The following is a 14,327-nucleotide window of genomic DNA, read 5'->3' on the forward strand; positions in this document are numbered from 1 at the left end:
AGCTTCAGCCAATTCACTCCACTATAGCGTTAACAAGCGTAAATATAGCAATTAAACTCCACAATCTTCCTTCGATGACCTGATTAAACTGATTAACTAAACTGGCACAAACTATGATAAACGCTCCTTAGACTGAAGTTCCCGCTGTCCAGATATACTACAGGGGGCTAAACCCCTATTCCGTAAGGGTTTTAGCAATTTAGCTCCCTCATTCGTACCCCTGTATTTTTAAGATTTTCTTAAATTTTCTGGGCTTTCTTCTCATACGTCCAGTTTTGCTGACGGTAGACTTCCGCAACAACCAGTAAACTCTTATAATTGATGATGACTCAATGATACATCTGTAGCCGGAGAAGGTAGTGACCCAGACGCACCTTGCCAGACCAGAGTTCATAGTCAAGTTCCAAGCTTTGGGGTAAGGGGTATCCCTCTAGTTTCAGCATCCGCGTATAGTTTCGCAGTTGCAACGACTGATGCTTCTTTGTCGCCTTTTCATGAAGCCAATAGCGACTGATACCATAAACCCCTCGCTCCCAACGATGACGATAACTCAAATTACCATTTGCCTGCATCGTCATAATCATCCGATAGGGGGAAATTTCTAGCCACAAAAGTCGCTGGGGAGTGCGCTTGACGACATCCGTGGGGCTAGTTTGGGGAGGGTGTCGGGATTCCCATTCTGGGAGAGGGGGTTCTCTTAAGAGCAAATGAAAGCGATCGCGTTCTTTTTGATACAGTGTCGCTGCTGTTTCGATGGTGAACCAAATCGGCAGATCAGTGGATACAACCGAAAGACAAACAGGTAAGCGGTGATGTGTGAGCATGGATCTTACAAATGTAAAAGCAGACGGATAGCATACTTTCCTACAAACCCCGTGACCGCAATCCGGGACTATACCGAGTTGCGCTCAAACATAATAGATAGGAAAAGCCGGGGGAGCAGGGGAAGTAGGGGAAGCAGGGGGAGGGAAAGTTATATCTTTGGAATGCAACTTGGTATAAAAAGCCAACTAGATACCTTCTGATTCGTCGATATGCTTATTTTAAGGTAGGTACGATAAAAGTTAACGGTGGAGATACTCGCTCCCGAAAAGAAGCAAGCTACGTCATTTGTCTCCAGAAGAGGGAACAGGGAATAGGGAACACCTCGGACTTCGGCGTGAGCGCGGACCCCTGAGCCTGTCGAAGTTCAGTCGAACGCTTACCTCGACTTACTTCGGCTTGCCTCGACTTACTTCGGCTTGCCTCGACTTCGCTCGGCAACACGCTCAGTAACACGCTCGGCAACACGCTCAGTAACACGCTCGGTAACACGCTCGGTGTGTATGTAACAGGGAACAGGTAAGGTAGAGTTTTGAGTTAACTTCCCCAGCTCCCCCAGCTTCCCCAGCTTCCCCAGCTCCCCTAGTCCCTACTCAATCCCCTTTTCCGCTTTTCTGGCTCGTCTGGCTTGTTTACCAAATGCGAGAAATCCAAAAATCAGCCAAGCGGCTAGAAGTCCTCCCGTAATCAACAACATGGAAACCAAACCAAATCTAGCAATTAGACTCGGTGCGGCGGCGGTGAATAATCCACCGCCAACAATGGGTTCAAAAAACAACTGTTTGTATGCAAAACTTTCAAAGGCACCAGAATGATTGTCTGGGTCAACCATTCGCAATAATAAAATACCCGTTGCAGTGACTCCCATCGATTGTCCCAAATCACCCAGCCCCCGTTCAAACCAGTAGGAAGGAATCACGCGAGGGGCGAGATAAAGGAAGGCAAAAATATTCCAAGTTATCCCAGCGACACTCAGCAGCAGAAAGGAACCAAAGTTTTCTCCGAGTACAGTTAGAGAAATAGTGGCTAAGGCGGTAACGACGACAATATCTAAGGCGACTCCAGCAATATTATTCATTAAAGGGCGAATAATTAGCGGATGGAGTCCTAACCGTTCCATCAGCAACTGGACAATAATCCCGCCAACTAGCGCCATGGGAAAGAGGGGGACATACGTCATCATTTCAAATCCACCTACACCCCATGTCACCGACTCGATCCAGACTAATCCTTGCAGAATCAGCCACCCGATCGCGATCGCTAATCCGACGAAGCCAAAGTTCAGCGACAGCGGATCAATTAACATATTCCGCATCAAGCGCGATCGCGCCCTGCGGATTTGCGGGGTTTCACTGTGGGTGTAATCCTCAAACCATTCCGGTTCAGCTACATTTTGCTGAACGCCTTGCACATAGCCTTGGCGTCTCCCCCAATTCGCCAGTACCGTTCCCGTGACAATCCCCGACACAATCCCTACCGTAGCTAATCCTACCGCCAAGTCAGCACCATCGGGAAACCCCAACTCTTGAAACGTTCCCGCCATCCCTGCGGCTGTACCATGTCCCCCTTCAAAGGCAATTTCAATTAAAGCGGCTGCTGTGGGATCGATTCCAAAGACAGGAATCAGAATGAACAAGGTGAGTAAAATCCCCACCACATATTGTCCCCACGCCAAACTTTGACCAAATACAACTTGAGGTGCAGCCTTATTCCAGATATCCCTGGGATGGGGAATCGATTCACCCAGAAACAAGGCGGCGAAGACGATATTGATAAATACCCCAGGAGACTGTGACCACACATCCCGAATGGATTCAGGGAAGACACCATTCGCCAGGGGTGAATTTGGATTTGCGATCGCACCCAGAACCTGGGGTCCCAACACCAGCGCCACCACGCCAGCGACAATGGATTCGGGGATGTAGAGTTTTTGTATCCAACGGATTTTTTGGTGAATGAACCGCCCCACCAGAATCAGGAGTGCAACCAGGATAAAGGCAAACAGGGCATCTTTGAGACTAGACATAACATTTTACTTAATCTATGGGGGGATGCCAGCCAACTTGAACCCAGCGCTGGCGGGCAAGGAATAATGAATCGATTTAAGCACAAAGCCATGACTGTTGCTTGACTGATGGCGGTAATTCCTTCAATTTTTGTTCTCTCTGTACTCCAGTTGACTTCTCCCCTCCTTACAAGAGAGGGGATTCTAATTGGCTCATAAGTAGGTGGACATGTTCAACTCAACCTACAAAATTCAAGAGTATATATACTTAGTTGTTGTGTATACTCATTTTTGATATAGTTTTATTAAAAGAAATGAGAGATAATCCGGAACACTAAACTTTCAGTTAGTATGTCAATGTATTGCCACATCACAGATATGCCCAAGTACGTTAATTTGATAGTGTCATGACGTTGGATTTACAGAAATTTTATCAAGCTACACTTCCCCATAGAACTTTATTTGTGGAAAATTCTGAAGAAGACCAGCAGTATTACATCGATTTTTCTTCTGTGCGTGGTGGTCAGATCATTGATGAGTTAAAGAGCACGATCGCATTATTGTCGCTGGAGACCCCTACCTGCCAGCTATTCACCGGACATGTTGGCTGTGGTAAGTCTACGGAATTGCAGCGCCTGAGGAAAGAGTTAGAAGCGGAAAAATTGCATGTGGTTTACGTTGATTCGTTGGATCACCTAGAATTAGATGATGTTGATGTTAGTGATATTTTGCTAGTGATTGCTCGCCATGTTAGTGAAAGTCTCGCTCAACTAAAACTAGAGGAATCATCTGATCTTAAGACAACGCTTAAAAAAGTGGGAAAATTGTTGCAGAAAGAAATTGAATTTGTAGAAGGAACAGTCCCCGGAGTAGGCAAATACACTTATGATAATGGCAAGGTCTCAGTTGATTTTGGCATTCCTGGAATTGGTCAAGTTACAGTTGACTCTGAGGCAGGAGTTTCGTTAGTCGCGCCTTTAATTGGCAAAATTACAGCTAAAGCCAAGGATTCGCAAGGATTGCGTAATAAGTTAAGAGATTATTTAGAACCGCAGACTCAGGGAATTATCGAGGCGATTAACTCCGAATTATTAGAACCTAGCCAAGACAAGCTGGAAGCTAATCGTAAAAAAGGACTGGTCGTAATTTTTGATAATCTTGAAAAAATCAGTAATACAAATAAACCGGCGCAACAAAATCAACAAAAACATTTATTTGTTGAACGAGGTCAACAGTTACGTCAACTCAATTGTCATGTCATCTATACTATGCCTTTAGGATTGCGCTTTTCTAATGATTTTCGCCGGATAACTGAAAATTTTTTAGTCCAGCCTCAAGTCTTACCCATGGTATCCGTAAAGTTGCGAAATGATAAGGAATGTTCTGAGGGAATGGAATTACTTCAACAGATGGTACTGGCAAGAGCTTTTCCCAATCTGGATGAGCAAGAACGTCTCAACAGAATTACAGAAATTTTTGACAGTCCCGAAACCTTAAAGCGATTATGTCAGATTAGTGGCGGTCATGTTCGCACCTTACTACGGCTGCTGAATGATTCGCTGAAAAAACAGATAGGATTGCCGATTAGTCGCGACTCTCTAGAAGCGGTCATTCAAAAATATCGCAATAATACAGTTCTCTGTATAGATGATCAGGAGTGGAAATTGTTACGTAAGGTTACCCAGACTAAAAAGGTAGCGGGTTCAGAGGCATATAATATTTTAGTGGGTGGCGGATTTGTCTATGAGTATCATGACCAAGAAGGACCTTGGTTTGATATCAATCCAATCTTAGCAGACGCCAAAGAATTGCAGTGATGATAAAATCAAACTCTTGTCGAAAGAATATTCTTGCTCGTAAGCAGTCACTAGAGTCTCTGGCTTGGGCAATTGCTATGTCCGAGGGCAAATTTTCCCTAACTTGGGTTCACTGTAACTACGCTGACTTACGACAGCAGATGGTGCGGCGACTACGGAAACGTTACCCCGATATTAGAGTCATTGTTCTTGATCCATCGGTGAATAAATTTTACACGACTCTGCGTGAGCAATTAGGTAATGAACAACCTCAAGCATTAATAGTCTTGGGGTTAGAGTCAGTGCGAGATATCAAGGAACTTCTGATTTCCCTAAATTCAGTACGAGAGGAGTTTCGTAAACATTTTCACTTTCCCTTGATGATATGCATTGATAATTTAATGGTGCGGCAATTAATGCGACTCGCTTCTGATTTTTACAGTTGGGGAACCCTAACTGAATTAGCACCTACTCCTGAAGAGTTGCTGAAAAATCTTTATCGGGAAGCTGAAGAACTTTTTCAGGTAATTTTAAATGCGGGGGCTAATCACTTTTTGTCCAATAAAGACATCTTGGGAGAGCGCTATCCCTCAGAAGTTGATTTCGCCCTCAAAGATGTAGAGCGCTATGGCTTAAAGTTGACACCAGAATTAGAAGCCTGTTTGCAATTTTTGCGAGGTCGAGACGCTTATGTCATCAATCAGCTTGATCAGGCGTTAAATTACTATCAGCAAAGTTTAACATTTTGGCAGAAAAGTGCTCATAACAAATATCCGCATTTTTCATTAGAACGACAGGGAGTGCTACTATTTCATATTGGTCTGTGTCATTACCGTAAAGGAAAACTGTATCGTTATCGTTCAGAAAACTGTACCTATTTACAGGAATCTTTGCCTTGTTTTCAAAAGTGCTTGGAACGGTTTGAGCAAGCACAGCGTCGTGATTTAGTAGCCAAGTTTAGCAGTCAACTTGGTCGGGTACTGCGACGGCTTAAACAGTGGGACGCATTGGAAAAATTGGCTAACGAGTTTCAGCCACTCCACCAAGACTGTGACATGGGTGTAGAACTGGCTCAAGATTACGGCTTTTTGGCAGAAGTGAAACTCAATCGAGAACCACCAAAAAATGCTGGAGAGGCAAAAAAACTTTCCGAAAAGGCACTGAAAATTTTGGATACTCTTTCTTGTGAACAGCCGCAGTATAAAGGCTTATACCTGCTCTTGTTAGCACAAAGCTTACGACAACTGGGTCAAGTTCAAGCCGCCTGTGAGAAACTGGAAGAAGCAATACTACATATGGGTATAAACTGCGCTTTTACTTCTCCTTTGAAAACGCAAAAATGGATTTATCCTCAGCCGGAAAAACACTCAAGTGATAGTATCCTCGTTAAAAAAAATACACAAGAGAGCAATCCTCAAGTTTGTATTAAAATTCTTGAAGAACTACGTTCAATATACTGGGATAAACAGGAGTATGTAAAAGCGTTTGAGGTCAAACAATATCTACACTCAATTGAACAGTATTTTGGCTTTCGCAGGTTTATCGGTCCAGCACCTTTGCAACCTCAGTCAGGATTGGTTTATTCAAAAAATAAGCAATTTGTTGTTCCAGAAATTATTGCTTCTGGCAGAGATAAGGATGTTGAACGCTTAATTGCCCGTCTTAAAGAGAATTCCTACAAACTGACAGTAATTTGTGGAGCTTCAGGTGTAGGCAAAAGCTCTCTGGTAAATGCTGGTTTAATTCCACAACTTAAACATGAAAGTATTTATATTTATGATTTTTTACCCGTTCTTGTGCGAAGTTACAACCAATGGGAGCAAGAGCTGGGTCAAGCTTTAGATAAAGCACTCTGGGAACGCGGCATTAGCTTGCCAGAGCCACCAGATTCGGCAGCAACTATTCTTAAAGAATTACAAAAAAATGAAAAACGTAAGTTCCGAACAGTGTTGATTTTTGACCAGTTGGAAGAATTTTTATTTAACCAATATAACTATTCTAAACAGCGTGTTTTCTTGGAATTTATAGGTCAATCTTTAAATACAACTTATGTTAAAGTTATTCTTTCAATTCGAGAAGATTTTATTCATTATTTATTGCCTTGTAATGACCTGGACTCGATGAAAATAATCAACAAAAACATACTTGGCAAAGATTGCCTTTATCGGTTAGGTCATTTATCTAGTAAACAGGCTAAAAAGGTTATTAGCAGTTTAACTCAGGACTATCCATTTACTTTAGAATCAAACTGGATTGATGAAATCGTGGATAAACTCGCGAAGGATAAAGCAGGGATCAGTCCAATTGAGTTGCAGATTCTTGGAGCGCAACTTCACGACATTACCACGCCAGAAAAGTATCGAGAACTTGGTTCTCAAGCCAGAGAAAAATTAGTACAACGCTATTTAGAAACTGTTGTTCAAGATTGTGGTTATCAAGAAATTGCTTGGTTAGTTTTATTTTTGTTAACTGACGAGAGTTCAACCAGCCCTTGGAAAAGTGAAAATGATATAAAGAAAGAAATTTTACGGGGATTTGATAACTTAACAAAGGAAAGAGAAATTAATAAAATAAAAAACAAACCTTTGGTGAACTGCTGTAAATATAAATTTGTCATTGATTTAAGCCTAGAATCAGTACCAATAAATTTACAATTAGCAGAAAACATACAAGACATTTTGTATATTTTACATCGATCAGGATTAGTTGATATCAAGAAAAATGATGATCATAATTATTATCAACTAATTCATGACTATCTTATTGGTTTTATACGCCAAATAATTCAAAACAAAGTAGACAATAAATTATTAGAAAAAATTCAGCAAAAACCAACTGATTTTAATCGATACATTCAAAATGAGAGTAGAGAAATACGAAAGCAAATCCTAAATAAATTACTCATTCTGGGAAGCATTCTGGGAAGTGGTTTATTCCTTATGCTATTAGGTATAAACTCCTTTACAAAAAACAAGGAGCAACAAAAAATAATAGAGATTCAAGATAGCATTAATAAGTCTCAAGCATTCCTTAATTTTAATCAAAATTTAGACGCACTGAAAGAGGGAATTAAGGTATTAGAAAAAATAGATTTAAAAAAAGAAAAATATGATGAGATCAAAAAAGTAGCGATAGATATCTTACAAAAAAATGTTTATGGAATCAAAGATTTTAAAGAATACAATAATTTATCGGGACACGATAAACCCGTAATTGGAGTTGTTTTTAGTCCAGATGGCACAATGATTGCTACGGCAAGTTTTGACAACACAGTTAAACTTTGGAATGCTGAGAATGGTAAAGAAATTGATTCTATTGATGATTCTGAAGAAAAAAAGCATGCAGAACAAGTAAACAGTGTAGATTTTAGCCCAGATGGCACAATGATTGCCACGGCAAGTTTTGACGGCACGGTTAAACTTTGGAAGGTTAAAAAAGGTGAGATTCAGTTTTATAAGGAGATCCCAAATGGCTCTGATGTTTTTGGGGTAAAATTTAACCCGAAACCGAAAAACAGCGAACCCAGTATTGCATTAGCAAGTAAAGATGGAACTGTAAGTATTTGGAATATTAAAGGTGAATTGATATGGAAGAAGGATAATGAGCATAAAAAGACTGTCGATGGAGTGGCTTTTAGTCCAGATGGAAAGATAGTTGCTTCAGCAAGTTGGGACGGAACTGTCAAAGTGTGGAATGCCCAAAATGGCGACCCCATAGATACGCTGGAAGATGATGAAGGTAACACTGATAATAATCGAGTTTTTGGTGTAGCTTTTCATCCAGATGGAAATATGAATATGATTGCCACAGCAAATCAGGATAAAACTGCCAAAATATGGAAATGGAATATTGCAAATAAAAAATATGAGTTGTTGGCATCTTTGAAAGGACATAATGATGCAGTCACTAGAGTCGCTTTCAGCCCTGATGGAAAGATGATTGCTACAACAAGTAGAGACGGTACAATAAAACTTTGGAATACCAATAATTTTAGTCTAAAGCAAACCTTAAAAGAACATGCCTATACAGTCTATGGCGTAGATTTTTATGCTAAACAAAATAAAGATATAATCATTGCCACAGGAGGTGAAGATGGCATTGTTAAACTGTGGAAGCAAGATAACAGACGACAAAAAAAAATATTAGAGCATGACGAACGAGTTGAAAGTCTGAAATTTAGTCCAGACGGCAAAAATATTGTGACAGTAGGTGAAGAAAAAAGTATTAAATTTTGGAGATTTGGGAAGCAGAATAGTTCTGGGATTGAACCTGAAATAGACTCTGGAGTAAACAGAGTTGCCTTCAGTCCAGATGGAGAGAGGATTGTTGCAGAAAGTGAATCTGGTAAGATTAAAATTTGGAATTCTGATGGCGAACGTATCAAAATACAGCAACCTAATATTTATAGGCAACAAGCTATCAACCGAAACTTCTGCAATTTATCTTTTCCAAAAATGGACAATTTAGGTGTTTTAAGTTCAGAACGATTCTGTCATGTTTCCGAGCATACTCTTTCATTTTCAAAATCAGAACAACGCCTTAACGCTTTAGCTATTAGTGACAACCAGATTCTGGCTACCAGTCAGTACGATAATTCTAATACTGTTAAGCTATGGAAGCTAGGCAATTCTGAGGACGAGCCGATAGATTCTTTGGAAAACCATCACCAAGCTCCTGTGAACGGCATATATTTCAGTCCCAATGATGAGATAATTGTTACAACAAGTTTAGAGGATAAGGTTAATCTCTGGAAGCGAGATAATGATAATTTAAAATACTCTTTTATGCAGGATAATCTGGGAGAAAATCATCAAGATCAGGTTAACGGCGTATATTTCAGTCCCAAGGGTAAAATAATTGCCACAGCAAGTTTAGATAGTAAGGTTAATCTCTGGGAGTTAGATGATTCTGAGTACCAACATAAGAGCGAACTCGCCGGACATCACGCTGGGATTACAAACGTAGTTTTCAGACAGGATGGTGAGATGATTGCCACCATGAGTAAAGACAGAACTGTCAAACTCTGGGACAAACAAGGCGACTTACTTTACACCTTGTCAGGACCCGAAGATTTGCCCTGGGGAGTGAATTTTAAGCCTGACCCCGATAACAATTCTGATGCTCCTCAGCTTTTGGCTTGGGCAATTGATGACAACAAGGTGATTCAGTGGGAGATAGATCTAGATCCAGATAAGCTACTAGAACAGGGTTGTGAGTGGTCAGCGGATTCTCGGAAAAAGGATGCTCAAGAGAAATCTGAAGATCGCCCGTTCTGGAGTCGGTTGATGTTCTGGAAGAAAGAAAGCCATCTGTGTGACTCAGTTAAAGAACGAAACCCAGCTTCAATAATTTTGCCTTAAGTTCGGGGCATTCATCCTCACTCAGGTTAAAATTGCCCCACCCATTAACTTAGAATATCGATAGTCCAACTCTTCCTTCATCAACGGCAAATTCTCCAACGCCTTATCCTCCAGCACAATCTTCTCCGCCGCATCTCTTGCCAAATTCAACACCTCTTGATCCTCTACTAAACTGGCTAAGGCAAAATCCGCCAATCCTGACTGACGCCGCCCCAATACCTCCCCAGGACCCCGAAACCGCATATCCATTTCCGAGATAAAAAAGCCATCCTGGGACTGTTCCAACACCCCCAAACGCTGACGCGCTGTATCGGTTTTCGACCCACTCATTAATAAACAATAGGATTGATGGGAACCGCGTCCCACCCGCCCTCGTAATTGGTGCAACTGCGACAAGCCAAACCGTTCCGCGTTTTCAATCATCATCACCGTCGCATTGGGAACATCTACCCCCACCTCAATCACCGTGGTAGAGACAATAATTTGCATCTGATTATCCCGAAACGCATTCAGCGCCTCATCCTTTTCTGCTGAACTCATCCGCCCATGTAACAATCCCACCTGAAATTGTGGGAAAATACTCTCAGAGAGTCGCTGATGTTCCTCTACTGCCGATCGCACATCTAATTTCTCTGATTCTTCAATTAACGGTAGGACAATATACGCTTGACGCCCTTGGGCAATTTCCCGCCGCATCAAATCATAAGCGTTTTGGCGTTCCTTCCCGGTTAATACCGACGTGTGAATTTTTTGACGCCCTGGTGGTAACTCATCAATTTGACTCACATCTAAATCCCCATGTAAGGTTAACGCCAAGGTTCGCGGAATCGGTGTAGCTGTCAGGGTTAATACATGGGGGGATTGTCCCTTTTGTTGTAACTGCGCCCGTTGTTCTACACCAAACCGATGCTGTTCGTCTATTACTACCAATCCTAAGCGCTGAAAATTCACCGGATCTTGAATTAACGCATGAGTTCCCACTAATAGCGGTAATTCCCCAGTTTCCAACTGAGAATGAATTTCCCGCCGCTTCTTCACCTTCACCGAACCCGTTAGTAATTCCACGGGAAGATGGAGTAAATTAAACCAACTGACTAACTTACGATAATGCTGTTCTGCTAATACTTCTGTCGGTGCCATTAACGCGGCTTGATACCCGGATTGAATCGCCGCTAAAATAGCAAGCACCGCCACCACCGTTTTCCCGGAACCTACATCCCCTTGGACTAACCGATTCATCGGGGTGGGTTGTTGTAAATCGTTGAGAATATCGTTGACAACCCGTTTTTGGGCAGAGGTGAGTTCAAAGGGCAGTAGGTGATAAAATTGATCAACCAGTTTCCCCGTAGGCGCGAGAATAGCACTGGATTGAACTTGCTGCTGCATTTTCCGCCGTTGAAGAAACCCTAATTGTAAATAGAAGAACTCATCAAACACCAAACGACGTCTGGCACGGCTGAGGGTATCCGTATCCGTGGGAAAATGGAGATTTGCGATCGCATCACTCACTCCCATCAAATCATACTGCTGACGCATCCCCTTCGGCAATGGCTCTTGCAGTTGATTCACTGCTGGTAAAGCCGCCATCACCGCCTGTCTCACCCAATCGGCGGGAACCCCTTCGGTCAACGGATAAACAGGCATCACCCGACCAATTTTTAAGGAGTCAATACTCCCCCCCAGATGGTCTAAAACCTCAATTTCTGGGGTATCCAGAGTAATCCCATACTTATTCTTTTTCACCAACCCCGACGCCGCCACAATCGCCCCGGCTGGATAGCGACGTTTTTGTTGTTCTTGCCACCCCCGATGATTGAAACGATTCCCGGCAAAAAAGCGATTCAGTTTTAGTTGACCCGTACTATCTTTAATTAATAACTCAAAAATCGATAACTTCTTATTCCGAGGACTGGTAAAACAGTTACAACGCTTCACCGTACCCACTACCGTTACCGTCTCCCCGGCGACTAACTCTTTAATATTCACCTGACGGGCATAATCAATATGATCCCTCGGATAATAGTAGAGCATATCTCGCACTGTATATACTCCCAAACGCCCTAAATAATCACTGCGACGACGACCAATATCGGGTAACTCGGACAACGGTGAATCCAGGGTAAAATTAACGTTTACCTTGGAGGTTTGCGAAGCCACAGGCGTAGTCTGGGGAGATTTAACCGTCGATGTTTGAGGCGGATGAGTCTTTTCCCGTTCCCGGCGCTGAAGTTCCTGTTGCAGCTTGTTGAGGAACTGTTGCGTATCTACCACCAGATGTTGACGCGCTTCTACCGTCTGATGATGATAACGTTCAAACTCAGCCGCAATTGACTGCCATTTGCGCCGTTCCACCGGGAGAAGTCCGTTGGGTGTCTTGCCCAAACTGAGGCAAAGAAACTCACTAAAACGATACTGATTTCCCTGTAAATCAGTAAAGCCATTTTCGGCTTCCACCGCTAGCGCTTTTTGCAATCGTGTCCAATCTGGAAATTCTGTACTCACAATCTCTGAATTCTGTAAGGACAAATAACGAACGACTCACGACAAGCCAGGGCTAATCCCAAATGACGTAGCTTGCTTCTTGCGAAGCGAGTATGACAAATGACGAATGACGAATGACGAACAACTAATCCTCAAACCAACTCGCCCGCCATGCGGCTTCGGCTTGAACTACTGCCCACTCCCGTTGTTTTTTACGATATTGTCGCTGAAATTTAGTGGTATGGGCAAGCAGGTTACGGATTTGATTCCGCACTTTGACCAATTGCGGTTCTGTAAACTCAATTTCGGATAGGCGCAGGTTAACGGCAATAATTCGGGTTAAGGTTGAATCATCGTCATCCTCCGGCGTTTGGGTTTCGACTAAAAGGTTGAGTAAATTTGAACCCGGACTGCTTTCACCCGCCGCATCCGCTTTGGTTGCCGCTTCCAGGACAGTTGGGGGTAGTTTATCAGGAATAATACCCTCTTGTTGTAAAAGATGATTCGTCTCCACGGAAACCGTTTGCAAGGTGAGAGCAATTTGGTCTTCTAGCATCTCTTGCCACTGTAGCAGTTGATCCGGCAGAATCGGTTTTTGTGGGGTGAGGGCTGAATCGGGAGATGGGTTCGTCGTTGTTTCCGCCGAGGATTCTGTGGACTCTACCAGCGGTTCTAACTCCTCATCCTCGTCTTCTAGCTCATCGTCCAGGCTTAAGGATAGGTCTTGAGGAAGCTGTAGGTGTAAAAGTAACTCATCTTGTCCTTCCTTGCCAATCTGACGCAAGGCTTGCTGTAAATTTTGGCGCTGATTGAAGGACAAACTTAAAAAGGCGTCGGGATAGCCTTGAGTACATACCTGGTAACCTGCCAGCATTAACTGTTTTTGCACGGTTTGCCCCAACACGGTCAAATAGGTGGCGTAACTGTCGTGAAGTTGGGAAGCCAGATGTGCGATCGCTCCCTCCATCTTACCTAAGTCCTGCTCAATGCGTTCAATTGCGCTCACCATTATCTGCTACTGCTCCCGATAGGTCTCCTTTTTACCAAAAACGTAGGGTGGGTTAGGCGGACTTTCATTAAGGCGATACCCATTTAATTAACTATCTGCCGTAACCCACCACTGTTAAAATTCTTGGGTGTATTTTTCTTAAATCGGAAGTTGAATTTTCTCCGATAACTAAGGGCGCACGCCATGCGCCCCTACAATAAACGGCTTCAGCGACGCGACATTTAGTCTGATGATTCCGATTCAATCCCCTCACCCAGAACATAGCGGGTAAAGCGACGCACCTGGATATTTTCTCCTAACAGCGCAACGGTTTCTTTGACCAACTCTTCCACAGATTTGCTTTGATCTCGGATATAAGGTTGATCCATTAATGATAATTCCTTCAACCGTTTCTCAATCCGCCCCTGAACAATCTTCTCTTTAATATTGTCCGGTTTCTTCGCTAGGTCATCGCGCCCCATTTCAATTTCTTTTTCCCGTTGGGTAATCGCAGCGGGAATATCGTCCACCGACACATACTCGACATTCGGACAAGCTGCCACTTGCATGGCAATATCCTTGACTAAGGCTTGAAATTCCTCGCGACGAGCCACAAAATCCGTCTCGCAGTTGACTTCCACTAAGACACCAACTCGTCCCCCAGTGTGGATATAGCTACCCACAATTCCTTCAGCCGCCATCCGACCGGATTTTTTCTCAGCTGAGGCAATTCCTTTCTGACGCAGCCATTCGATGGCTTTGTTCATATCGCCCTCATTTTCTTTGAGCGCTTTTTTGCAGTCCATCATGCCTGCGCCAGTTTTTTCCCGTAACTCTTTGACGAGTTTTGCTGATATTTCCGCCATCTTGCCTTT

7 protein-coding genes are annotated in these 14,327 nt (G+C 42.9%); 2 read left to right on the plus strand and 5 right to left on the minus strand.

The features are described 5' to 3' along the window. Positions 1–329: 329 nt before the first annotated feature. Positions 330–824, minus strand: a complete 495-nt coding sequence (locus RIG66_RS01395) for a hypothetical protein (protein ID WP_006102841.1) — start codon at positions 822–824, stop codon at positions 330–332. A gap of 587 nt (positions 825–1,411) precedes the next feature. Next, positions 1,412–2,848 carry a sodium/glutamate symporter gene (locus RIG66_RS01400; protein ID WP_446374502.1) on the minus strand — a complete coding sequence of 479 codons (1,437 nt, stop codon included), beginning with the start codon at positions 2,846–2,848 and terminating at the stop codon, positions 1,412–1,414. Between the two features lie 443 nt (positions 2,849–3,291). Between RIG66_RS01400 and RIG66_RS01405 the strand changes: the two genes are divergently transcribed. Together RIG66_RS01405 and RIG66_RS01410 are read left to right on the plus strand one after the other, a co-directional pair. Beyond that, complete coding sequence (locus RIG66_RS01405) at positions 3,292–4,644, plus strand: ATP-binding protein (RefSeq protein ID WP_446374504.1); 1,353 nt, start codon at positions 3,292–3,294, stop codon at positions 4,642–4,644. After that, positions 4,644–9,983: a WD40 domain-containing protein gene (locus tag RIG66_RS01410; protein WP_446374506.1), complete on the plus strand. Its 5,340-nt coding sequence runs from the start codon at positions 4,644–4,646 to the stop codon at positions 9,981–9,983. The genes RIG66_RS01405 and RIG66_RS01410 overlap by 1 nt, the downstream gene beginning before the upstream one ends. A 21-nt stretch (positions 9,984–10,004) precedes the next feature. Here RIG66_RS01410 and recG read toward each other — a convergent pair whose 3' ends face one another. From recG to tsf, 3 genes are all read right to left on the minus strand, one after another. Further along, positions 10,005–12,485, minus strand: coding sequence for an ATP-dependent DNA helicase RecG (gene recG / locus RIG66_RS01415; RefSeq protein WP_446374508.1), 2,481 nt, complete (start codon positions 12,483–12,485; stop codon positions 10,005–10,007). A gap of 124 nt (positions 12,486–12,609) precedes the next feature. Then, on the minus strand, positions 12,610–13,473 hold the full coding sequence (locus RIG66_RS01420) for a hypothetical protein (protein ID WP_446374510.1): 864 nt from the start codon (positions 13,471–13,473) through the stop codon (positions 12,610–12,612). A 221-nt stretch (positions 13,474–13,694) separates the two neighbouring features. Further along, positions 13,695–14,318, minus strand: coding sequence for a translation elongation factor Ts (gene tsf, locus RIG66_RS01425; RefSeq protein WP_446374512.1), 624 nt, complete (start codon positions 14,316–14,318; stop codon positions 13,695–13,697). Positions 14,319–14,327: the final 9 nt, after the last annotated feature.

The organism is Coleofasciculus sp. E2-BRE-01, assembly GCF_040221695.1.
Taxonomy (GTDB): domain Bacteria; phylum Cyanobacteriota; class Cyanobacteriia; order Cyanobacteriales; family Coleofasciculaceae; genus Coleofasciculus.

Coding starts and splice junctions, on each gene's coding strand:
- RIG66_RS01395 (WP_006102841.1), bottom strand. CDS start 824: ATGCTCACACATCACCGCTTACCTGTTTGTCTTTCGGTTGTATCCACT.
- RIG66_RS01420 (WP_446374510.1), bottom strand. CDS start 13,473: ATGGTGAGCGCAATTGAACGCATTGAGCAGGACTTAGGTAAGATGGAG.
- RIG66_RS01410 (WP_446374506.1), top strand. CDS start 4,644: ATGATAAAATCAAACTCTTGTCGAAAGAATATTCTTGCTCGTAAGCAG.
- RIG66_RS01400 (WP_446374502.1), bottom strand. CDS start 2,848: ATGTCTAGTCTCAAAGATGCCCTGTTTGCCTTTATCCTGGTTGCACTC.
- tsf (WP_446374512.1), bottom strand. CDS start 14,318: ATGGCGGAAATATCAGCAAAACTCGTCAAAGAGTTACGGGAAAAAACT.